The sequence below is a fragment of the Psychrobacter sp. SZ93C1 genome (assembly GCF_015864635.1).
Lineage (GTDB): Bacteria > Pseudomonadota > Gammaproteobacteria > Pseudomonadales > Moraxellaceae > Psychrobacter > Psychrobacter fozii.
The window spans coordinates 30,638-52,912 of record NZ_JADYWY010000011.1 but is presented as its reverse complement, the minus strand read 5'-3'; the positions used below and the strand labels follow the sequence as shown (position 1 = coordinate 52,912).

Sequence of the window (22,275 nt, the reverse complement as noted above, 5' to 3'; positions counted from 1 at the left end):
GCCGTTTGGGTGATAAAATTTGCTACGATATCTTCTATCGCCTATTATTCGCCAGCTACTTTTTACGCGACCAGAGCCATTCAATCAGTGCCAGTAGCGCATCATTATTTGTGCCAATGTTATCTTTATTGTCGCTAAGCTCACGACTATTTAGTTCATGAGAAATGGCTGCGCGTCCGTCATTAAACAGCGACTGCGCATAGTCAGTCGCCTTATCCACGCCCATGAATTTTACATAGGTAGACTTGTCTAATTTTTCATCGCTACCCGCAGGCTTACCAAGCGTATCAGTCGTCATCGTGACGTCTAGCACATCGTCTTGAACTTGAAAGGCCAGACCGATATGTTGGGCGCACTCTTGTAGTGCCATGCGCTGCGGAGCCGTTGCACCAGCACAGACACCGCCCATGAGCATCGCTGCTTCAATCAATGCGCCTGTCTTATCTCGGTGGATGGCTTCTAAATCACCCTGCACGATACTGGCACTGGCTTCTGCATTGAGGTCTAGCATTTGACCCGACACCATGCGTCTGGCACGCGGTGCAAATATTGCCAATAGCTGACTTGCGATGGCGGCATCAAATGGCGCAAAAGTTGGCATCTCTGCGGTCAATACTTCAAAGGCGAGCGTTTGTAGCACATCCCCTGCCAGCAGTGCTGTCGCTTCATCAAAGGCGATATGAGCCGTCGGCTGGCCACGACGCAGCTCATCATCGTCCATACACGGCAAATCATCATGCACCAACGAATAGGTATGCAGCAGCTCCACCGCCAATGCGGCACGGCGCGCCATATCATAGTCAGCGTCATTTTCTAATAGTGACGCTAAGTCATCGCTGACTGCAGTGTCTTTATTAACATTCTTATTACTGTGATCATTCACATTGACAAAAGCACTGGCGACCAGCAGTGGACGTACCAATTTACCTTGACCTGTCATGACATAACGGCAGGCATCGGCTAGTGGGCTAGGGAGCTTGGCATAAGCAAACAGCACGTCGATATCTTGTGCCAATTGCTCGCGTACCATGCTATGAAATTGTTCATTATTATCAAACGATATAAAGCCAAAAGGAGTAGGGTTTAGCGTAGAAGAAACAGTCATAGTCCAACCATTTATAGGGATACAGTTTATAGGAATGCAGTAAAAATTATTAAGGATAAGGTAAAACGACATTAGTGTAGCATGATAGAGCGTATGGCTTGTGTGTGACAAAGTATCAATCGATTGTTTTTCGCGACTGTTTTTCGCGACCATAATATTCTAACAATCTCTCGTTACGTATCATTGATTTCACTGATGGATTGAATGTGTTGTGATAAAGGCGTATGTTTGATGGTTGCTGCTATTATTTATGCGCTGCAAGACAATATTTACTCAAAGCCTGACAGTGCCACGCTTGATTTGAGTATACAATCATTTACTAAAGCACTTTGCGCATAAGGTAAATGCTTACAGGTGATTTAAGAGTGACTTGCGAGTATGGTATTAGCTTGTGACAGTAAGGGGCATAATCCCCTACACTAATTGGCGTAGAGATAGTCTGATGATGAAAACATGGGTTTTATACCTGTATCTAAACTAAGTGGATAACTCATATAAAACCAAATCACAGTCAGTATTTATAACATCAATACTTGCAGCAGTAGCACCTTGAAAGAAATTATATAAATGAAGCGCCGTATTTATTTGTGTTAAAGAAACAATATAGCCATAAATACATAATGATAAGCGCTAGATAATAAAGACATCTTCACTGGTTAATCTGCCATGTTGTTTGTCATGATGACGTTATTTTTGTCTGTCATGATGAGAATACAGACCAATCAGTGCTATTACTTACTTTACTAACAATAACCGGCTATTTTTTACAGTCTAAAAAGTAGCTTTATAAGTTATAAACTTTATAAGTCATAAATTTTATTACATCGTTTTTATTACAATAGAAAGGAGTTCCACATGGTATACCAAGGAAATCGCATCACGGTGACAATGCTAGAGGATGGCATCGCCAATATGCAGTACAACGCCGAAAATGAGAGCGTGAACAAATTTGATGCTGAGACCAATAAGCAGTTTGGTGAAGCAGTTAGTGCGCTAGAAAAAGCGGACGACGTAAAAGGTCTTATCGTTACTTCAGCCAAAGGCGTGTTTATCGCTGGTGCTGACATCACAGAATTCGTGGGTTCTTTCAAGAAGTCAGAAAGCGAGATCAAAGATTGGGTCGTTCATGTCAATGACGCTTTCAATCGTTTTGAAGACCTGCCGTTTCCAAAAGTAGCTGCCATTAATGGTGCTGCAATGGGCGGCGGTTGTGAGATGACCTTGGTTTGTGAATATCGTGTCATGAGCGATAAAGCGATTATCGGTCTACCAGAAACCCAATTGGGCATCTTCCCAGGTTTTGGTGGTACGGTTCGTAGTACGCGTATCATTGGTATCGACAATGCACTTGAGCTTATCGCGACTGGCGCTCCTAAAAAAGCACTAGCAGCACTAAAGCTAGGCTTGGTTGATGCAACGGTTCCTGCTGATGACTTGCAAGATGCGGCAATTGACTTGGTCAAAAAATGTATCTCAGGTGAGCTTGATTGGAAAGCAAAACGTGAAGAAAAACTGGTTCCTGTTAAGCTAAATCAGCTTGAGCAAGCCATGGCATTCAACAGTGCCAAAGGTATGATCTTTGCCAAAGCCAATCCTAAGCAGTACCCAGCACCAGCGCTAGCAATCGCAGCGATTGAGAAGCACGTTAATTTACCACGTGACAAAGCAATCGAAGTAGAAGCCGCTGGTTTTGCAAAAGCGGCTAAAACCCCACAAGCAGAGAGCTTGGTTGGTCTATTCTTAAACGATCAGTTGGTTAAGAAGTTAGCGAAGCAACACAGCAAAAAAGCACATGAAATCAATGAAGCCGCTGTACTAGGCGCTGGTATCATGGGTGGCGGTATTGCCTATCAAGCAGCCAGCAAAGGCTTGCCAATCATCATGAAAGACATCAAGTCTGAGCAATTAGACCTTGGTATGGGTGAAGCCAGCAAGTTACTTGGTAAAATGGTCGATCGCGGCAAAATGACCCCAGCAAAAATGGGCGAAACCTTAAGCCGTATCCGTCCAACGCTTAACTATGGCGACTTTGCTGAAACTGATATCGTTATCGAAGCGGTAGTCGAAAATCCAAACGTGAAGCGTGCGGTTCTAAAAGAAGTAGAAGGCTTGGTTAAAGACGATTGTATCCTAGCGTCAAACACCTCAACCATCTCTATTACGTTCCTAGCAGAAGCGCTTGAACGTCCAGAAAACTTCGTTGGTATGCATTTCTTCAACCCAGTACATCGTATGCCATTGGTTGAAGTTATCCGCGGTGAGAAATCATCTGAAGAAGCCGTTGCGACTACCGTTGCTCTTGCAACTAAAATGGGTAAAGTGCCAGTAGTTGTAAATGACTGCCCAGGTTTCTTAGTTAACCGTGTTCTGTTCCCATACTTTGGCGCGTTTGACTTGCTACTTAAACAAGGTGCTGACTTTGCTCATGTTGATAAAGTTATGGAAAAATTCGGCTGGCCAATGGGTCCTGCATATCTAATCGACGTCGTCGGTCTAGATACTGGTGTTCATGGCGCAGAAGTCATGGCAGAAGGTTTCCCTGATCGCATGAAGCCTGATTATAAAGGTGCTATTGAGCTTTTATATGAAAACAAACGCCTAGGTCAGAAAAACGGTGTTGGTTTCTATAAGTATGAAATGGACAAACGCGGCAAGCCAAAGAAAGTCGCTGACGAAGCCACTTATGAGCTACTAAAAACCACGACTGATAGCGAAACGCAGACGTTTGACGATCAAGCAATCATTGATCGCACCATGATTGCATTCTGTAATGAAACAGTGCGTTGCTTAGAAGACAACATCGTGAGCACGCCTGCTGAAGCTGACATGGCGATGATTATGGGCGTAGGTTTCCCACCATTCCGTGGTGGCCCTTGCCGTTATGTCGACCAAATGGGTCTAGAGAACTACTTGGCATTGTGTGAAAAATACGCATATCTAGGCAAAGCTTATGAAGCCCCGCAAAAGATTCGCGACATGGCAGCCGCAGGCGAGACCTTTTACGCAACAGCGTAATAGGCAGTCACTACTAGGATGAAGTGCCGTACGTTTGCTATTTTTGCATGAAAGCAATTGAGACATGAATCGTCTCCAATAGTGAACGTACGATTATAGTTGGTTCAATTCAATACTAGTACCAAGAAATCGAGCGCAAATGTACCTATTGTACTTTAAGCGAGATTGACGAGTTTATAGTAGTAAATTGGCCTGACTACACTGACAATAAAAATTGAAAAGGAAGATAGTATGACAATTTTAAGTCCAAAAGACGTGGTCATCGTAGATGGCGTACGCTCAGCGATGGGTAAAACTAAAAACGGTATGTTCCGCCACGTTCGCGCTGATAGCATGTCTGCTGAATTGGTACGTGCATTGGTCGAGCGTAACGACTTTGACCCACGTGACGTTGAAGACATCATCTGGGGTTGTGTCAACCAAACGCTAGAGCAAGGCCTAAACATCGGTCGTAACATCGGTCTACTAGCTGGTATCCCAAAGACAGCGGGCGGCCAAACAGTTAACCGTCTGTGTGGTTCTTCTATGCAGGCGCTTCACACTGCTGCTGCTCAAATCATGACCAATCAAGGTGATGTTTTCATCATCGGTGGTGTTGAGCATATGGGTCACGTCGGCATGATGCACGGTGTTGATCTAAACCCTGCTGCTTCTAAGCACTATGCAAAAGCCTCAAACATGATGGGCTTGACCGCTGAGATGTTGGGCCGTATGAATGGTATCACTCGCGAAGAGCAAGATGCTTTCGGTCTTGAGTCACATCGCCGTGCATGGGCTGCGACTACCGAAGGTCGTTTTGATAATGAAATCATCGGCATCGAAGGTCATGATGCTGCGGGTCGTTTGCAACTGTGTACGGTTGATGAAGTAATTCGTCCAGACGCAACGATGGAACAAATGCAAAAGCTACGTCCAGCGTTTGATCCAAAAGGCGGCACGGTTACTGCTGCTACGTCATCTGCATTGTCTGACGGTGCGTCTGCTATGCTAGTGATGAGCGCCCAAAAAGCCAAAGAGCTAGGTCTAAAGCCTCGCGCTCGTATCCGTAGTATGGCAGTGGCTGGTTGTGATGCTGCTATCATGGGTTATGGTCCTGTACCTGCGACTCAAAAAGCACTTAAACGTGCTGGCATGAGCGTCGATGATATGCAAACCATCGAGTTAAACGAAGCATTCGCAGCGCAAGGCCTGTCAGTACTTAAAGCCTTAAACTTGTCGGACAAGCAAGACATCGTCAACATCAATGGTGGCGCGATTGCATTAGGTCATCCACTAGGATGTTCAGGCGCTCGCATCACGGTTACCTTGCTAAACGCAATGGAGCAGTCAGATACTGAAATCGGTCTAGCGACGATGTGTATCGGTCTTGGCCAAGGTATTGCTACTATTATTGAGCGTGTATAATTTTTAGCTAATGTCCAAATAGCAGTAAATATCGATAAAGCTGATATTTGTCGATTAAATTTGTACTAATGTCTTGTAAAATGAGCGCCTCTCACTTAATGTTGGAGGCGCTTTTTTGTGCTCGTAGCAATATAAAATAATATAAGTAATTATGCTAAACCCTAGCATACCGTTATCGGTTGAGTGAAAAAGGTTATCAAAATTAGAACGTGGTTTATTATAAGTGAATGGTGATAGTGCATGGATGATAACAATAAGCGAGGCCAATATAGATATAAGAATAAAAACAGAAATAGAAGCAGAGTAGGTAAACAGGAAAGACGTAAACTTGCTAAGCGCAAAGAACAGAAAGCCAAACGTCCCAAAGGATCGATTAAACTAAAATTAAAGCAGGTATTTTTACCTTATTTAGGTTTGAGTATTCTGACCATTCTACTTTTTGGTGCTTTGCGTTGGTTGCTAGATATTTATTTAGATGTTCTACCTTTAAAGGAAAGCTACTGGGATCTTATCATTCCTTGTTTATTACCCGTCTTGGTCGTTACCATCTGGATGTGGCCGAGATACGAGCTTTTGATCTTAACGTCGGATAAGAGCAGTAGTTCGAGCTGTTTCTTTGTTACGATGGTTTTAGCATTAGCGATACCGCTTTTGATCAGCCAAAACTATTTGTCCAAAGCGGCTTACGAGGTCATTGAAGTAAACAGCTTGAACGATGTTCGTCATTATCCAAAACAAAAATACTTCAAAGTTGAGAATGTTGAGCCAGTAAAATCAGAGAGTGTTTCTTATGTAGAGACACAAGTAGTAGTCAATGGACGACGATTCGAATCGACATTGCATATTGACTATTATATTGCTACACCATTTACAGCCGCTGAAAATATTTGGCTAGGTTCCAGCTACCACACGAAATATGATAATCGTGCAGACCAAAATATTAAAGACAGTCAATACTCAGCGTTTATTAGTGACTCACGCTATAAATACGCCGCTGCAGACCTCTCTAATATCAGATATTTTAGAAAGCTGAAGTCATCAAATGACAGAAGCGCCTATTTGTATACTATTTCTAAGGCTAATAAGCAGTCTAATTTATCACCCTTAGTGTTAATACCTGAATCAGAGGTATTCGTTGACAGTTTAGATCGTGACTTCGTCTGGGGATTTGGTTCATTTTTTATTGGTATGGGGCTGTGCTTGTTGCTTATTCTTGTAGCAGATATTGATAATCAAGAAAAAAAGGGCACGCGAAAACATAGAACTATCAAAAGACAAAAGCCCGTAAAAAAACGAGCACCAGTGAGTGATGTATCAAAAAGCCTAGTAGCTTTGTTTAGAAGTAATAAAAAGCGACCTGCAACGTTGGTTTTAATACTGACCTGTATAGGTACGTTTATACTCACCGTATTCATGGGTATGGATATCATTGCCCCTTTATCCAGACAGATAAATAGTGTAGGTGGGTTGACGATGGACGCGCTGCAAACTGGTCAATATTGGCGAGTAGTGACATCGCTTTTCGTACACGCAGGGATTATGCATTTAGCAATGAGTCTGGGGATGCTTTTTTCAGCCGGTTATATTTTAGAAAAAGTATTAGGTCCTGCACGTTTTATGCTTGCCTTTTTTATATGTGGCATCGTTTCCAATGTTTTAGGGATTTTCTATTATGATATGGACATGGCGGGTACTTGGGGCGCTATATTGGGCATGTTTGGTATTGCGATAACGTTAGTTGTTTATAAGATTTTTAACAAAAAATACAGAGGAATATATGGGGCTACTATGGCTGTCATACTAATCATCCTCTCATCCAGTATGTTTGTAGCTTTCATAAATACGCTCAGTTATATGGTGTATTATCTTCTGACCTTATGTATTGGTATGGTTTTCGGTGTGGTCATGGTTATGACCCAGAAACAGTCTTTGCTACGTAATGCTAGGCGACACAATCTATAGTTACTTGCTTTTGGGTGGCGGAAATTTTGAGTCAAGAGTGACAAGTTGTTATTAAAGCGGATGCTGATTGACGCACTGAACAAAGTATGACTAAATAAGAGTTGGTTCAACAATGATAAAACTAAAACGGATTTGAATTATAAACGTCAGTTGTACAAGGAGTGTGCTATGTCTACTATGATTACCGATCGTACTTATCGAATCGCTCGCGAAAATACGCAAGCCATGATTATTGATGTGCAAGAGCGTCTTACCCCGCATATCTATGATCACGAGAATATCGTCAAAAAAACAGTGACGCTTATTAAAGGTCTCCAAGCGCTGAATGTTCCTATCATGCTCAATGAGCAGTATAAAAAAGGTCTAGGCGATACATTGCCGGAGATACGTGAAATATTAGAAGGCACTAATGCCAAAAGCTTTGAGAAAGTCACGTTTAGCGCTTGCGACAACAATGACTCATGGCACTATCTAGCACAGCAGAATCGCAACATTGTTCTATTATTTGGGGTAGAGGCGCATGTCTGTGTGCTGCAAACCGCACTCGATTTACTCGATAACGGTATGCAGCCAGTGATTATTGGAGATGCGGTTGGGTCACGCTTTCCTTATGATAAAAAGCAAGCCATTCGCCGTATCCGCCGGGCAGGTGGTGTGATCACCACGGTCGAAACTATTTTGTTTGAACTGTGCCGTAGCAGCGAAGACCCTGCCTTTAAAACCATTAGCAATTTGATTAAATAACCAATGTCATAGAATTGATTGACTATAACGGGCTAATGATGGTTTCAAATATTTAATTCTCTTTGGACTGTCTTAAAAAATAGCGCTTATGATATAAAGCGCTATTTTTTTATGAGTATTGATAACGAAAGGCAAACTTCCGCTGTAATCAGTCTTAGCTCTAGTAGAATATATAATAGACTTTAGGAAAAATAAGAAAAAAGTTATAAACTTGCTTAAAAAATTATAGAGATAACCATGTCATCAACCAAACCTATTTTATCAATCGATTCAACACGCGCTGTAGACATCGATATAAATGACGTTACCCATTTTTTACTAGAGTTGGATGCATTAAAACGTGTCAATCGCCGCAGCTATGTGACAGGTACCACGCGCTTAGAAAACTCTGCTGAGCACTCTTGGCATTTGGCCATGGCGTGTTGGTCCATCGCTGGGCAGTTTGAGTTAGATGTCAATCATGAAAAGTTATTGAAGTTAGCACTGGTACATGATTTGGGTGAGATTGATGCTGGCGATACGTTTTTGTATGCCAGTACTCGTAGCACTGCACACGTAGAAGAGCGTGAAGGTATTGCTCGGTTACAAGCTGAACGTGGTAATGGTATTATGAATTTAAGTGAAGTTTGGGAAGAGCAAGAGACAGGCGATAGTAAAGAAACGCAGCTGCTAAAAGTAGTCGATCGTTTATTGCCTTTTTTACTCAATCTAAATACCGAAGGAAAAACATGGATTGAGCTGGGTGTCACTCGCTCGCAAGTGAGCGGTGCACATGCATTTATCAAAGACAGCTTCCCTAGCATTCATGACTGGTTATCAGAAAATATCAAATACGCGACTCAGCAAGGGTGGTTGATTGATTTGTAAAGGGACAGGATGATTGTTTAAACATTTTGCAACTTAGCTATCATTTGCACGTGCTACAGTACTGGTGATTGGTTCAACCAAAAAGAGATTGTTAAATGAGATTATCTATAACTTATAGAACATTATGTACATCGCTGGTCTTGGTCAGTGTATTAGGCTTGGCACAAATGGCTCAAGCCGCGACCTCCATCAGTAGTGGTAATAAATTGGCGCACGATGCCAAAAAGCAAATTGGGGTTACCACCAGTTATGATCCCGCTTATCGTAAATTAGAGTTTCCGCGTGGTGATGTGCCGATAGAAAGCGGTGTCTGCACTGATGTCATCATCAGAGCGTATCGTCTGCAAAACATTGATCTACAGCAATTGGTCAATCATGACATGAAGTCCAACTGGTCAAGCTATCCAAAGAATTGGGGACTGAAATCGACTGATAAGAATATTGACCATCGTCGTGTGCCCAATCTGGAAGCATTCTTTGAGCGTCAAGGCCAGACATTATCAATTACGGATAAAGACAGCTTTCAAGCGGGAGATATCGTGTCATGGCGTTTGCCAAAGAGTAACTTGCCGCACATAGGCATTGTCTCGGACAAAGTAGCCGCGGATGGCACACCGTTGATTATTCATAATATCGGCAGCGGTACGCAAGAGGAAAACATCCTATTTGCCTATCCTATCCATAAGCACTTTCGATATTAAGGTGATTTGAATGTCCTTCAATACTGAAGCGCTTTCGTTATGAGCTATTATTTTTAATAATTAGTAAAAAGTAATCAATGAAAAGCCCCGTTAAGCGTTATGATTTACGCTTAACGGAGCTTTTATTTTTTGCAGCTCTTGTTTTGGGAGTCGGTAGTACATTTATTTGGTATCGGTATTGCCCAATAATTGTCCCATTTGTACAACACTATTGGCTTTCATACTGTCTTGCCAAGCAGCTTTTGCGGCTTTTGGTAGCACTACAATGGCGGTTGAGCCTAAGTAAAAACGGCCAAGTTCATCACCTTTCTCAAAGCTCATGTCATGGTCGGCTTCTTGGATATCATCGGTACGTGAAATCTTGCCTGTCGCTACCGTCTCGATACCAGCGACAATCATCGCTCCGACCATCACCACGGCTGCTTTGCCATACTTAGTATCAAACATACAAACCAAACGCTCATTACGTGCAAATAAGTCAGGCACGTTATCGGCAGTAGTGTTATTGACCGAAAACAGCGTACCCGGTACGTAACGCGTCTTGGTTAAAGTACCATCGAACGGCATATGGACGCGGTGATAATTACTAGGTGCTAGATAAACAGTCGCAAAGCTACCATCAGCAAAATACTGGCCGTCTTCGCTATCAGCAAGTAGCTGCCCGACATCGTAGTAGCGGCCTTTGGCTTGGAGCAGTTTATGGTCTTCGATTTGACCCAACTGAGAGATAACACCATCCGCAGGGCTGACGATGCCGTCAGCAGTCGTATCGATAGGGCGAGCATCGTCTTTTAGTTCACGAGTAAAAAAATCATTGAAACTTTCATAGGCATTAAAGCTCTGGCGCTCATACTCGTCTAAACTGACATGATAAGCTTTAGCAAAGCTACGGATAAATGCGCGTTTGACGTAAGGGTGGCGACTTGCGGCTAGACGGCCTGCAACTTTACTTAGCTGCTGCTGCGGGACAAGCTGTTGCAAGGTGGTGAATAAATTCATAATGAGGTTACCAAAGTAAAGTTCAATGTAATAATTAATGGGCAAATGAATGGCTGCATTTTATCATGGACAGCATGTTATTGTATGAGCATAATCTGTAAGGAGTCAGTAAATGAAAGCACTTATACAACGAGTGAAGGGTGCGAGTGTCACCATTGATGAACAGTGTGTCGGTACTATTGAGCAAGGTGTGTTGGCATATATTGGTTTGGGTCATGATGATACGCTACAAAGCGCGCAGAGAATGGTCGATAAAATTCTGACTTATCGCATCTTTGAAAATGATGATGACCCTGCCAAATATGGTAAATTAGATAAAAACGTCCAGCAAGTAGCTGGTGGATTGCTATTAGTATCACAGTTCACTTTGATGGCAAAAACCGATAAAGGTCGTCGCCCTGACTTTGGTGGTGCAATGGCACCCGATATGGCACAGGCATTGTTCGCACAATTGGTCGCTTATGCCAAAACCCAGCATACGAATGTGGCCACTGGTCAGTTTGGTGCTGACATGCAGGTATCGAGCATCAATGATGGGCCGCTGAATTTCTTATTAGAGGTAAAGTAAATCATCGGATTCAATATTAAGGATAAGGCATTTCAAACAAATGTCATTAAGCTGTCATAATTAATCCGTTTAATAGATAAAATATAGCGAGCACCTATCGCCTTGTTTATAAGTTGAGTTTTGTCATCTAACGCTGAGAATACCGTATGTATAATGAGCAAATTTTGATTGTTGAAGATGAACCTGCGATTCGTGAGATGATCGTAATGACACTAGAAATGGCTGGATTTGATAGCTTACAGGCAGCCGATGTATCAGAGGCGCATCAGCAAGTCGTCGATCATAGGCCTGCGCTTATTTTGTTAGATTGGATGCTGCCCGGAGATAAAAGCGGTGTTGATTTTTGCCGTATGCTCAAAAATGATGAGATATTGTCCGAAATCCCCGTCATTATGCTGACAGCCAAAGGTGAAGAAGATAGTAAGGTTCACGGCCTTGATGCCGGTGCTGATGACTATATGACCAAGCCCTTTTCGACACGTGAATTGATATCAAGAATCAAAGCAGTGTTGCGCCGTAGTAGTGCGCTCAGTAGTGATAAGCCTATCGAAATAGGCAATCTGAGCCTAGATACAAAGAGCCAGCGCGTGACAGCCACAGGCAAAGTCATCGAAGTTGGCCCCACTGAGTATCGATTATTGGCATTCTTTATGAGTCATCCAGAGCGCGCTTATACGCGGACACAGCTGCTAGATCAGGTATGGGGTGGCAACGTTTATATTGAAGATAGAACCATTGATGTACATATTAAACGTCTGCGTACATTACTGCGCCCACATGACTGTGATAAGTTGATACAGACGGTTCGTGGTACAGGCTACCGGTTTTCTAGCTTTATTGAACCCAGTTAGTTGACCCTAAAAGTGCCTTGGCAATCGTGGCCCAATATAGCGAATAGTGGTAAGGATAATAAATGAGCAATACTATGCCAATAGAAAATAACCAGCAGGGCACGTTAGAGCCAACCTCTCAGAAGCATGCAACGGATCAACTTAAAAAAATCAGCAGCGCCGTACAAGCATTAAGAGATGCAGTGATTTTAATTAATGGTGATGATGGTTTGGAGTGGTGGAATCAAGCGGCAGAGGATTTGCTGCTATTGCAAGTAACGGATAAAGGTCAAAGTATTTTTGACTTCATCAGCGCCCCTGAATTCCGTCAATATTATCAGTCCACAACGATACCTAACGATGGCGTTCATATAGAATCATGGCGAGATGCTAAGCGCTATCTAAAGTGTGAAATTACACCGTTTGGTGATGAAAAGCTGCTCATCATTTATGACGTGACACGATTGCATAATTTAGAAGAAATGCGCCGCGATTTTGTCGGGAATGTCTCGCATGAATTGCGTACGCCACTGACCGTAATGATGGGGTATTTAGAAAACTTCTCACATCAGCCAGATATGCCACCGCATTGGCGTCGTGGTTTTGAGTTGATGACTCAGCAGACGGCTCGCATGAATAGAATTGTAAATGATTTGCTCTTGTTATCTCGCATTGAAATCGAGGAGGCTCATGAGCTGACTTATATTGATATGACCAAGCTGTTGACTCATGTTTATGATGATGCGCAAGCCTATAACCAATCATATGGCCATACCATTCATTTGCAGATAGATACTTATGACGGGCTACAAGGTTCAGAGATGTACTTAAATAGTGCATTGTCTAATTTGGTGATCAATGCCATTAAATATACCCCAAAAGGTGGCGATATCTCCATCAGCTGGACCAAGACGTCAGAAGGCTGCAAGTTCGCTGTTGAGGACAATGGTATTGGCATTGCACCGCAGCATATTGAGCGTTTGACGGAGCGTTTTTATCGTATTGATAAAGGCCGTAGTCGTGCCACAGGTGGTACAGGTCTAGGCTTAGCGATTGTAAAACATGTCCTATATCAACATGAGGCGAAATTACAAATTGACTCGGTAGAAGGGGTTGGCTCCACATTTAGCATGGTATTCCCAGCAGCTTATGTTCGATCTGCTCCTACGAGTTAAAATCGCAAATATTACTAATTTATAGACGGATAATATGCCCTAATTCTTTTGCAAAAATGGATACGGGTTCACAGCGCTACCATTGATATATATCCCATAATGGACATGGGGCGGTGTGCCTTTTGCATTGCCACTATCACCAACATAACCAATGATATCACCAGCATTCACCCAGTCGTTGGGAGCAATATCGGCATAATCTTCTAAATGCGCATAGTAGTGTCCTGCGCCGCCAGGTCCAACGATGACCACCACGCGACCACCCAAATTATTTTCACCTACTTTGCGGACGATACCTTGCGTTGTCGACTGTATCGGCGTGCCTCGCGCTGCAAAGATATCAATACCTTCATGCGAGCGGCCTTGACTACGCGCAGCACCCCAAGTATCCGTTAGATTCTGCTCTGGTAACGGCGAGGGTAGACTGTCTTCTGTAGGCAGTGCTTGCTGCAATAGACTCAACTGTTGCCACTTTGACACAACGAATGACTGTGTTTGTTGACTGATACTTGGCAGTAGTTTGTCTAATATAAACAATAGCATCACCAACACAGCAGCTCTAATGAGCACGCTTAGTACACGGCGTAAAAATGTGGGTTTGGCTCGCTGATGTTCATCGGCAGGTAGCATAGGGCTCTCTTAAATTTTCTATATTATTGAATACTATATTGTAGAAGTTCTATCCTTCATTTTCTGTATGAGCTTGTTATATTTGGTTTTTATCCCAATAACTATAAATGTAGCAAGCATGTTTCTATTCACTATAACGCTTCTGTTAGGCTATTTCAGCCACTATTGATGACCCATATTCTATGACTGATTTTGACACTGCACTGATTATCGACACCGAAACAGATCAAGGTCGTGATCCAAGACCTATTCAAGTTGCGACTATTAATGTGGCGACAGGGTTTGAGTGGATGAAATACTTTAATAGTGGTCGTGCCATATCACCAATTGTCATCAAAGTGCATGGCATTACCGATGAGGATGTGGTTGGTCTTGAGTGTTTTGAATTAGACCAATTTGAATTGCCTGAATATCTGATTGGTCATAATGTACGCTTTGATTGGAGAGTGATTGGCAGCCCCTCTGCCAAGCTTATATGTACGGTGCGGCTGGCGAGGGTAGCCTTTCCAGAATGGAGTGCTTACGGTCAGTCCAAGTGTATCGATCAGCTATTGGGGAAGTCTGAAGCAAGTAGAATGACGGTGGCTGCTCATGATGCACTAGGCGATGCACGCATGTGTTATTTGCTATATAAGGCTTGCTGCGAACGTCTAGAGATTGCTCCGACAGATTTTGCAGCGGCGCATGCTATTTCTAATAAAGCGACCCCTGTGAGTAAGATGCCGTTTGGCAAGCATAAGGGCAAGCCAATTAAAGAGGTACCTATCAGCTATGTCAAATGGATGATAGGCAATATTCATAACATGCAGCCGTCGCTGTATTCTGCGTTGACGAAACGTGTTAAGGCAGAAGAGAACGAAAGCTCAGAAAAGTAAATACTCCTCTTAAAGTAAATATCCCTCTTAATGCTGCTTACTAAGCCAATCAACTGCCATCTGCCAAAGCTCTGGTGCTTTGGCATTGGTTTTGCTACTAAAATAACGCATGTGACCGATATGATTTAGCCCGAAATCTTTGGGTTCTAAAAAGCGCTTTTCTACTGGCATTTTTGTAAATACGCGAATCATATCATCCATGTTTTTGCTATTGGCGATATCGTCATCGCTAAAGCCCAACCAAAGCGCTGGCATGCTCAGTTCATCATAAAAATGCGTGTGTATGCTCTTGCCAAAAGCGGTCTTGATATAGCCTGCACCATTGCACCAATCACGCCACTGTCGAGCTACACCGCGCGGTAATGGCTCACCCATGCCGATTTTATCCGATGGTGTATAGCCCAATGTTAAGTTAGCGAGCGGAATAAACGCATCCATAAATCCCATCGCCTTGAGCTTATAAGGCATGCCCATGTTTTTGATACGGCCTGAAGAGCAAGCAACATTGAAGACTGAGGTAATCGCCTGATAGTTGGGCATTAAGCCAATCAACTGACCGCCTGCGCTATGACCGATAAGGTGATAAGACGCATTAGGAAATTCATCTTGCAGCGCATCAAGGACGGCTGGCATGTCATGGCGACCCCAGCTAATCAAAGATGCATCACATTTAGATAACTCAGAAGAAAGCGATTCACCGATACCTTCATTGTCAAAGGTCAGCACCCCAAAACCACTCTCTGCGAGATACCTCGCAAAATGATGATAAAAATGGCGCTTGATACCTGTGGCTGGTGCCATCATGATTGCTTTTTTCGTCGTATCTCTAGGACGATAGACAGTGGCTGCCAATGCCTTATTACGGTCTGTCATGATGCTCAGAGAGTAAACATCTATTTGAGAGTCAGTATCTATTTGATTATTGATAGGGCTGTTTTCCATGGTTTGGCCTTAGGATGTTTTATCATTTTTATCATTTTTATCATTTTTATCATTTTTATCATTTTTATCATTTTTATCATTTTTATCATTGCGTTTGATGAGTAAAGAATCGCTAACCGTCTTGGGCATGTAGTCATTGCGTAGTGATAAATCGTTGCTGATATCTGATAGGGTTGCTTATGTTAAAATAAATCTTAGTGAGGAAGGCACTCGAAGATGACTTCCAAGTTCTATTTTTTTTATTTTAAATGCTATTATCTATCAATGTTTTCATAAAAATCTATTTTTGAATTGAGGGCATGCCCCAGTATACATACACTTTTTAATAACTAAATTTTTAATCAATAGACATTCAATAAAAACAATCGATGTAACATTAAGGAAGCTATATGCAAATGAAGATTAATAACGATACGTATGAAGTTATCACTAGCCAAGACATCACTAACATTGAGCAAGCAGTGAATAAATCAGCATTGACAATGCCGTTAGTGGCAGTGTATTGCGGATCACGTCTCGGTAATAAAGAAATTTATGAGCAAGCAGCACGCGAGCTAGGTCGTGCGTTAGCAGATAACGGTATGGGTTTGGTCTACGGTGGCGCTAGTATTGGGTTGATGGGTGCCGTTGCAGATGAAGTGATCAAGGGCGGTGCACAAGCGATTGGGGTGATTCCAACCTTTATGCTCAAACATGAGATTGCTCATGAACAGCTAACTTGTCTACACTTGACCGATACCATGCATACTCGAAAAACAGTGATGGCAGAGTATGCGGATGCCTTTATTACTTTACCTGGTGGTCTTGGTACATTAGAAGAGATCATGGAGATTGCTACTTGGCGTCAGCTATATCAGCATGAAAAGCCGATGATTATCCTCAATATCAATGGTTTCTATGATCGTATGGTTGAGCATTTAAAATATACTACTGACCAAGGTTTTATGAAGCAAGAAGATCTTGAGCGTTTGGTGGTGTGCAATACGATTGATGAAGCCATTGACCTATTAAAAACCGTAGTAACCATCGATAGTGCTGTCGATACAGAAAAAATGGCTGGTAATTAAGTTCGAGCCTATGCGGTATTTAGCTTGTAATAGATTCAAGTTAAAGGTAGTACAAGGCAGTCAAGCGTAGAGGTATAAAAAAGGAGAGAGTGGCCAATAATATGCCACTCTCTCCTTTTTTTTACTCAATTTTTAAATAGCCAATGATAAGGCTTAAGATAAGCCTGATACCGTATGTCATTTATATGTATATGAGATTGACTATACCGTATCTAAGTCCTTCTTAGGAATACTATGATTCACGCCCGCCATCGCTATGGGAAAGCCACGTTCTTCAGCCAAACCACGAGCGACTCTATCAATAGTTACGCTGTCGTTATGTACTAAATAAGACCACTCATGAGCACCGCGATTTCGATTCGCAGGCGTATCAGGATTAACCAAGCCAAGTTTGGTCAGCTCGTCGACGATTTGATCAGCAGCGATCAGAGTCGATGACGCTTTGACGTTTTCAGCACGCGCATAACGAATATTGGAATACAGGCTCACATCAGCGACTCGCAAGGTGTCATCTTGCCCGGGTATTTGTTGCCCGCCATATAGCGCATTACCAACTGTACGCGCGCTATGGAAGGTCGGTACAAACTCAGCCACATAATCAATCGATTGTTGACTGCGCGCTTGTAACGGTGCCTTGTCCCAGCCGTCTTCGATATAGTGTACATATTGCGGTGGCAATTTGGGTTGGGCGCTGTCTTTGCTAGAAGCGACCAATCCATCATCGAATAAAGTGATGAATTTACTCATGCCATGTATTTGAAAGTAGCCGCCTGGATAAGGGGTCAACTGCGCCATGCCTTCTGGTGTGCCTCGATTGCCATAGACGATAATCTCTGGTATCTGTCCACCAGCATTATCCCAATGCGTAATATAAGAGGATTTAAACTCGACCATGCGAGTCACTTTGACACCGACCATATCGTCGATCACACCAGTACGAAAGCCACAAGCATTGATCAAGTAATCTACTTCGATAGACTCAGTTTGAGGCTTTGATTCGAGGGCTGATTCGAGATTTGATTCGTAACCAGCAGCTTGTTGATAGTCAATACGCCATTTGGTGACATGGTGATCCGCGTTTGAGCAGTTTTCACAGTCGACAGGCATGACTTGCTGTACTTGAGTATCGGTAAAGACATGGGCATGGTCATAATCTGCTAATGCCAATTGTGCAGAGGCCGCTAAGCGAAAGATGTTCCAGCCGTACTCTTGTACGACGATTAATGGAAATTTGACTTTGTTCAAATCCAGATATTTAGCGACTGGTATCATCCATTCATCAACGGTCGTTGGCACAGCAACTTGCTCGCGCTCGGACAGCTCAATCAACTGCTCATGGCTATAAAGCTGATAGTAGTCTTCTGGCTCACCCAGTACTTTATTATTGTCATCTTGAGCGATAAGCTCCCGATAGGCATCGGTCAATATATCGAGGCGTGGCAGCAAGTCTTCGGGTAGGCCACCATCTCGTGTCGGCACGGCAAATACAGTTGGACGTACGTCGATGGTGTAAGGATAAAGACGCAAAATATCGATACATTGTTTTAGTAGGGCGACACAATCCTCGTCAGGTATCTCGCGATATAGATTGCCCCCTGCATGTAGATGACACATCGGTGGGCCATCAATCAGCGATTTGTTTTTTTCAAATAAATACGTCTCAAGCCCTAACGCTGCAAGGCGAATAGCAATAGTTGCTCCAGCCGTACCACCACCTAGAATACCGACGCGTTTGGTAGGATGCGTTTGATTTTTGATAACAGATTGAGTCATTGTCGTTGTTGTATCCTTAATAGCATTCACAGCAAATAGTGCTCGATGTATTCATTAAATATCTTGTGTCTAAATAACTTATAACTGTTGATATGCGTGCAAAGTTGCCAACTTCAATATGTATATTGGGCCGCAATGGTAATATTTTCTATTGTTTAGTAACTCTTAAACTCCATAGCGTTATTTTACGAAAAACTACAACTAATATGACGGCAAATAAGTAAGTGAATACATGAGTTTTGTCAACGAGTAGGTAGGACTGTCTATCCAGTGCGATGGATTTGTTGGCTTGTTCCGTAGGATATAAGCAGTTTTGTAAAGACCACTCTGTATAAAAACAACTGTCTATATGCCCATGCTATATTAAATAGCTTGAAGTCAGGATTGGGTCATTTTTGCTTCTACTTAAATCACATGTAATCAAAGCACATGTACTCAAGTCGTATGATTGTAAGCAAACTCTAAATAAAATTAACCATGACAATAACAAGGACGTTATCATGAAACGTATGCTCATATTATCGGCGTTGACAGGTGTTTTGACGCTCACTGGTTGTTCAACGTTAAATAATGTAACAGGGAAGGATGGTTCTGGCATGCATGAAGTGCAGGCTACTAATAATAATACGGCACCCATTACGAGCAAAAACGGTATGTTGGTTGATGCGAACAATCACATGACCTTATATACTTTTGATAAAGATGCTATGGGGAAATCAGAATGTGGCGCCGCGTGTTTGCTAGTATGGCCAGCATTTTTAGCACCTGATAATGCGAAAGCCTCAGGTCAGTTTGCTGCATTTCAGCGCGAAGATGGTAAGTATCAATGGGCCATGAATGGCAAACCTTTGTACTTCTATGCCAATGATACTCAGGTAGGTGATAAAGATGGCGATAATAAGTTAGGTGTTTGGCACATCGTTGAAATGAAATAAACACACCTACTCTCAATAAAAAAAGCAGCCATCATCGTGGCTGCTTTTTTGTTTGCTAATATTTGCTGAGAGTAGGTAAGTCTGCTTATCAAACACTAACTAGAGATTCAGTGCCTTCAGCTTCCAATACCGTTTCTTTGGTTGGCTCTTTTCTATACAAAGGGAAAAAATCTGAGCTTAAATCGTTTTCAGTAAACCAATTATTCGCAATCAACGCGGCATATTTAGATGAATTGACAACGAGTCTATAGGTCTTAAACAACAGCTCTTGTGAGCTAAACCCTTTTTTGTACTCATATAACGAATCTAGGTTGGAGCCTAGGCCGCCACCAAGATGGAGTAAGTTATAATTATTTTCTCTGCCCCAATTGCGAGCAACATGAGTAATAAGTTTAGACGGCTGTAGATGTGTATAGGCGTTGAGTGTACCACCGAGATGGAACTGCATAATGCCTGATTCTCTACAGGTTGTGTATATCGATGAACCAATGGCTTTGCCGTCTTGATAAGCTGTTATTAGTAGTATTCTGTCTTGAAGGTTCTCAAATAAATTGAAAAAATAGTTGTCATCAAAAAAGTAATACTGGCTAGCATTAACATGTTCCATCGTTTCTTTATAAATGTTTGAGAACACCATGGCGCTTTCTTTGGTTAGGGATTCAATTTTTGTGACAACCTCCATTTTCATGGCTTTTTTGATGCCTCGACGATGACGGTTTTGAGTCTCGCTCCAGTGTTCTTCTTCTGATTTTGTTAAGTCAGACATTAATGTCAGGCCGTGAGTAAGCGCTTTTCCAACGGTAGGCAGCCATTCTTTATTGATGATTGGATGCAGTCGCATGAATAATGACACACAACCCTTTTCAAAGAGAAAAGCTCTTATGCCTTCTAGTACGAGATCGAGCTGGGCATCGGTTAGCGTCTTGTCCATCACAGGACCGCCGTAACCATATGTAGAAGTAGCATCCCAATGCTCTGAATCTATCTCTCGTATGATAATAGGTAAAAACACTTTCTTATCTTTATAGTGAGCGACTATACCTTGAGGCATGCCTTTATCGACGACGGCTGATGCCGAAATCCAGCCAGATAAATGGTATACGTCAAAATGATAGTCTGATATTTGCTTATCCCATTCTTTATCTATATCTATAAAATCAACTTTTATTGTATCCATTTTTCTGCTTCCTCAGTGATATGTATTATATTCGTAAATTCACATATATGAATATAACAATAAATTTCGAGGTTAACAAGCCTACCAAAAGCTTTTATGCGTTTTATTGAATATATAGTTCAATAATAAAGCCGTTATTTTTATATCAATAAAAAAAGCAGCCATCGAGTGGCTGCTTTTAGCTATTTTGGTAATAGTTTTGGTACTTATTTTAGTAAGCAGGTTTAAGTCTAAATCTCATTTTTTGATAGTTTGTGAGTGATAGGTTTTGGTTGAGGATGCTTTAAATTCAATAAACCATACAAGAGTAGTGTGCCCATTGTCACGACCGCTGCTGATAGATATAGACCAGGGTTATAACTTCCGTAAATTTTAACAATATAACCGGTACAGACGGGTGCAATGATTTGAGCTGCACCATACGATAACGTCATTGTTCCCATGAATTTAGCAGGATCACTGGGGAAGAATTTACCAGCCATCGTCAATACTAAACTCACACAAGCAATGAAAGTACCGCCAAATAACACTGCACTGATTATGACCGTCGGTAAGCTGTTATTGAGGGCAGGCAATATGATGCCGATTATTTGCACCAGATAAGCGGCGATTAGTGTCCTAAGATAACCAAACCTCCGAGCAATACGATCCCATATAAGTGCAGCTGGGGTGGCGGCTAAACCAATCAATAAAAAGACAAAACCTCCTTGTCCTTGCAAGCCTTTTGTACTCTCTACAATATCGACGATAAAGGTAGAGCTGACTGCATAACCATAACCTGCACAAAAATAAGCCAGCATCATTAATGATTTGAAAGTCTTGCTTGGTGGATTGTCCTCAATCACTTCTTGATTTTTACTATCGGTGGAAGGGTGTGGCATCCATAACCATGCAGGCACAGCAAAGATAATCGCCAACACAGAGAGTGCTAACCATTGCTGTTGCCAATCTGCTGATATTGACTGCATTGCCTCAAACAATAACGAGGTAATCACAATGCTCAAACCTGCACCTGCGAAATGAATCCCGAGCTCAGCACGGTGGTTATTCTTTACCAGCCATTTCAATATCAATCCTGAAGCAATAATAAATCCGCCTGAAGCACAGACGCCAGCGAGGAACCTTAATATCGCCCAAGTGGTTATATCTGTGGTCAGAACCATAGCTGCAGAGGTGACTACACTTAAAACAAGGTAAACACGATGTAAGTTATATTTGTAATTCAGATTATGCATGCTCGCAGCAATCAAAACGCCAAACATATAACCCATAAAGTTCGTGCTGGCTAACCACCCGCCACCTAACTCTGTCAAGCCAGCGCCTTCTTGCATGACTGGTAGCAATAGACTATACGAAAATCGAGCAACCCCTACGGTCACTATCAAGCTGCAAATTCCAGCCATGTATACACGGACTTTCGTGAGTTCTATAGACATTTTTATTACTTCATATCGGAAAGTTATTAACAAAGAATACGTGACTCTGTTAATCTTAAAAATTGAATTA

19 protein-coding genes are annotated in these 22,275 nt (G+C 42.3%); 12 read left to right on the top strand and 7 right to left on the bottom strand.

Annotated elements, in window-relative coordinates; translation table 11 throughout:
* Nucleotides 1–55 precede the first annotated feature (55 nt).
* Entirely contained in the window at nt 56–1,105 is a 1,050-nt protein-coding gene (locus I6E83_RS13175; RefSeq protein WP_197102514.1) for a polyprenyl synthetase family protein, read from the bottom strand.
* An 855-nt stretch (nt 1,106–1,960) separates the two neighbouring features.
* Here I6E83_RS13175 and fadB point away from each other — a divergent pair.
* The 6 genes from fadB (at nt 1,961) to I6E83_RS13145 (ending at nt 9,798) form a co-directional block, all read left to right on the top strand.
* The gene (gene fadB, locus I6E83_RS13170) at nt 1,961–4,120 is read left to right on the top strand and encodes a fatty acid oxidation complex subunit alpha FadB (protein WP_197102513.1); all 2,160 of its coding nucleotides are present in this window, start codon (nt 1,961–1,963) and stop codon (nt 4,118–4,120) included.
* Between the two features lie 231 nt (nt 4,121–4,351).
* The gene (fadA, locus tag I6E83_RS13165) at nt 4,352–5,524 is read left to right on the top strand and encodes an acetyl-CoA C-acyltransferase FadA (RefSeq protein ID WP_197102512.1); all 1,173 of its coding nucleotides are present in this window, start codon (nt 4,352–4,354) and stop codon (nt 5,522–5,524) included.
* A gap of 240 nt (nt 5,525–5,764) precedes the next feature.
* The gene (locus I6E83_RS13160; RefSeq protein ID WP_197102511.1) at nt 5,765–7,486 is read left to right on the top strand and encodes a rhomboid family intramembrane serine protease; all 1,722 of its coding nucleotides are present in this window, start codon (nt 5,765–5,767) and stop codon (nt 7,484–7,486) included.
* Between the two features lie 168 nt (nt 7,487–7,654).
* Nucleotides 7,655–8,230 (top strand): isochorismatase family protein, encoded by a 576-nt coding sequence (locus I6E83_RS13155; protein WP_197102509.1) that lies wholly within the window; start codon nt 7,655–7,657, stop codon nt 8,228–8,230.
* A 237-nt stretch (nt 8,231–8,467) separates the two neighbouring features.
* Nucleotides 8,468–9,097 carry an HD domain-containing protein gene (locus I6E83_RS13150; protein ID WP_197102507.1) on the top strand — a complete coding sequence of 210 codons (630 nt, stop codon included), beginning with the start codon at nt 8,468–8,470 and terminating at the stop codon, nt 9,095–9,097.
* A 95-nt stretch (nt 9,098–9,192) separates the two neighbouring features.
* Nucleotides 9,193–9,798 carry a DUF1287 domain-containing protein gene (locus I6E83_RS13145; RefSeq protein ID WP_197102505.1) on the top strand — a complete coding sequence of 202 codons (606 nt, stop codon included), beginning with the start codon at nt 9,193–9,195 and terminating at the stop codon, nt 9,796–9,798.
* A 162-nt stretch (nt 9,799–9,960) separates the two neighbouring features.
* Here I6E83_RS13145 and asd read toward each other — a convergent pair whose 3' ends face one another.
* Complete coding sequence (gene asd / locus I6E83_RS13140; protein WP_197102503.1) at nt 9,961–10,797, bottom strand: archaetidylserine decarboxylase; 837 nt, start codon at nt 10,795–10,797, stop codon at nt 9,961–9,963.
* A gap of 112 nt (nt 10,798–10,909) precedes the next feature.
* On the opposite strand from asd, the gene dtd reads away from it, so the two are divergent.
* The 3 genes from dtd (at nt 10,910) to phoR (ending at nt 13,370) form a co-directional block, all read left to right on the top strand.
* A complete protein-coding gene (gene dtd / locus I6E83_RS13135) occupies nt 10,910–11,365 on the top strand; it encodes a D-aminoacyl-tRNA deacylase (protein WP_197102501.1) in 456 nt (151 codons plus the stop codon).
* A gap of 146 nt (nt 11,366–11,511) precedes the next feature.
* Nucleotides 11,512–12,216 (top strand): phosphate regulon transcriptional regulator PhoB, encoded by a 705-nt coding sequence (phoB, locus tag I6E83_RS13130; protein ID WP_197102499.1) that lies wholly within the window; start codon nt 11,512–11,514, stop codon nt 12,214–12,216.
* 74 nt (nt 12,217–12,290) lie between these two features.
* Nucleotides 12,291–13,370: a phosphate regulon sensor histidine kinase PhoR gene (gene phoR, locus I6E83_RS13125; RefSeq protein WP_197102568.1), complete on the top strand. Its 1,080-nt coding sequence runs from the start codon at nt 12,291–12,293 to the stop codon at nt 13,368–13,370.
* Between the two features lie 39 nt (nt 13,371–13,409).
* Here the strand turns inward: phoR and I6E83_RS13120 are convergent, their stop codons facing one another.
* Nucleotides 13,410–14,000, bottom strand: coding sequence for a M23 family metallopeptidase (locus tag I6E83_RS13120; protein ID WP_197102497.1), 591 nt, complete (start codon nt 13,998–14,000; stop codon nt 13,410–13,412).
* A gap of 182 nt (nt 14,001–14,182) precedes the next feature.
* On the opposite strand from I6E83_RS13120, the gene I6E83_RS13115 reads away from it, so the two are divergent.
* On the top strand, nt 14,183–14,875 hold the full coding sequence (locus I6E83_RS13115; protein ID WP_197102495.1) for a putative quorum-sensing-regulated virulence factor: 693 nt from the start codon (nt 14,183–14,185) through the stop codon (nt 14,873–14,875).
* 27 nt (nt 14,876–14,902) lie between these two features.
* Here I6E83_RS13115 and I6E83_RS13110 read toward each other — a convergent pair whose 3' ends face one another.
* Entirely contained in the window at nt 14,903–15,817 is a 915-nt protein-coding gene (locus tag I6E83_RS13110) for an alpha/beta fold hydrolase (protein WP_197102493.1), read from the bottom strand.
* 389 nt (nt 15,818–16,206) lie between these two features.
* Between I6E83_RS13110 and I6E83_RS13105 the strand changes: the two genes are divergently transcribed.
* Nucleotides 16,207–16,884 (top strand): TIGR00730 family Rossman fold protein, encoded by a 678-nt coding sequence (locus I6E83_RS13105; protein ID WP_197102491.1) that lies wholly within the window; start codon nt 16,207–16,209, stop codon nt 16,882–16,884.
* A gap of 201 nt (nt 16,885–17,085) precedes the next feature.
* On the opposite strand, the gene I6E83_RS13100 is transcribed toward I6E83_RS13105, so the two are convergent.
* Complete coding sequence (locus I6E83_RS13100; protein WP_197102489.1) at nt 17,086–18,657, bottom strand: FAD-dependent oxidoreductase; 1,572 nt, start codon at nt 18,655–18,657, stop codon at nt 17,086–17,088.
* 500 nt (nt 18,658–19,157) lie between these two features.
* Between I6E83_RS13100 and I6E83_RS13095 the strand changes: the two genes are divergently transcribed.
* Nucleotides 19,158–19,592 (top strand): hypothetical protein, encoded by a 435-nt coding sequence (locus I6E83_RS13095; protein WP_197102487.1) that lies wholly within the window; start codon nt 19,158–19,160, stop codon nt 19,590–19,592.
* An 88-nt stretch (nt 19,593–19,680) separates the two neighbouring features.
* Here I6E83_RS13095 and I6E83_RS13090 read toward each other — a convergent pair whose 3' ends face one another.
* Both I6E83_RS13090 and I6E83_RS13085 read right to left on the bottom strand, forming a co-directional pair.
* Nucleotides 19,681–20,769 (bottom strand): GNAT family N-acetyltransferase, encoded by a 1,089-nt coding sequence (locus I6E83_RS13090; protein ID WP_197102485.1) that lies wholly within the window; start codon nt 20,767–20,769, stop codon nt 19,681–19,683.
* 230 nt (nt 20,770–20,999) lie between these two features.
* Nucleotides 21,000–22,172, bottom strand: a complete 1,173-nt coding sequence (locus tag I6E83_RS13085) for a YbfB/YjiJ family MFS transporter (protein WP_197102483.1) — start codon at nt 22,170–22,172, stop codon at nt 21,000–21,002.
* Nucleotides 22,173–22,275: the final 103 nt, after the last annotated feature.

Coding starts and splice junctions, on each gene's coding strand:
- phoR (WP_197102568.1), top strand. CDS start 12,291: ATGCCAATAGAAAATAACCAGCAGGGCACGTTAGAGCCAACCTCTCAG.
- I6E83_RS13150 (WP_197102507.1), top strand. CDS start 8,468: ATGTCATCAACCAAACCTATTTTATCAATCGATTCAACACGCGCTGTA.
- I6E83_RS13085 (WP_197102483.1), bottom strand. CDS start 22,172: ATGGCTGGAATTTGCAGCTTGATAGTGACCGTAGGGGTTGCTCGATTT.
- I6E83_RS13145 (WP_197102505.1), top strand. CDS start 9,193: ATGAGATTATCTATAACTTATAGAACATTATGTACATCGCTGGTCTTG.
- fadA (WP_197102512.1), top strand. CDS start 4,352: ATGACAATTTTAAGTCCAAAAGACGTGGTCATCGTAGATGGCGTACGC.
- I6E83_RS13115 (WP_197102495.1), top strand. CDS start 14,183: ATGACTGATTTTGACACTGCACTGATTATCGACACCGAAACAGATCAA.
- I6E83_RS13155 (WP_197102509.1), top strand. CDS start 7,655: ATGTCTACTATGATTACCGATCGTACTTATCGAATCGCTCGCGAAAAT.
- I6E83_RS13175 (WP_197102514.1), bottom strand. CDS start 1,105: ATGACTGTTTCTTCTACGCTAAACCCTACTCCTTTTGGCTTTATATCG.
- fadB (WP_197102513.1), top strand. CDS start 1,961: ATGGTATACCAAGGAAATCGCATCACGGTGACAATGCTAGAGGATGGC.
- phoB (WP_197102499.1), top strand. CDS start 11,512: ATGTATAATGAGCAAATTTTGATTGTTGAAGATGAACCTGCGATTCGT.
- asd (WP_197102503.1), bottom strand. CDS start 10,797: ATGAATTTATTCACCACCTTGCAACAGCTTGTCCCGCAGCAGCAGCTA.
- I6E83_RS13100 (WP_197102489.1), bottom strand. CDS start 18,657: ATGACTCAATCTGTTATCAAAAATCAAACGCATCCTACCAAACGCGTC.
- I6E83_RS13160 (WP_197102511.1), top strand. CDS start 5,765: ATGGATGATAACAATAAGCGAGGCCAATATAGATATAAGAATAAAAAC.
- dtd (WP_197102501.1), top strand. CDS start 10,910: ATGAAAGCACTTATACAACGAGTGAAGGGTGCGAGTGTCACCATTGAT.
- I6E83_RS13105 (WP_197102491.1), top strand. CDS start 16,207: ATGCAAATGAAGATTAATAACGATACGTATGAAGTTATCACTAGCCAA.
- I6E83_RS13120 (WP_197102497.1), bottom strand. CDS start 14,000: ATGCTACCTGCCGATGAACATCAGCGAGCCAAACCCACATTTTTACGC.
- I6E83_RS13095 (WP_197102487.1), top strand. CDS start 19,158: ATGAAACGTATGCTCATATTATCGGCGTTGACAGGTGTTTTGACGCTC.
- I6E83_RS13110 (WP_197102493.1), bottom strand. CDS start 15,817: ATGGAAAACAGCCCTATCAATAATCAAATAGATACTGACTCTCAAATA.
- I6E83_RS13090 (WP_197102485.1), bottom strand. CDS start 20,769: ATGGATACAATAAAAGTTGATTTTATAGATATAGATAAAGAATGGGAT.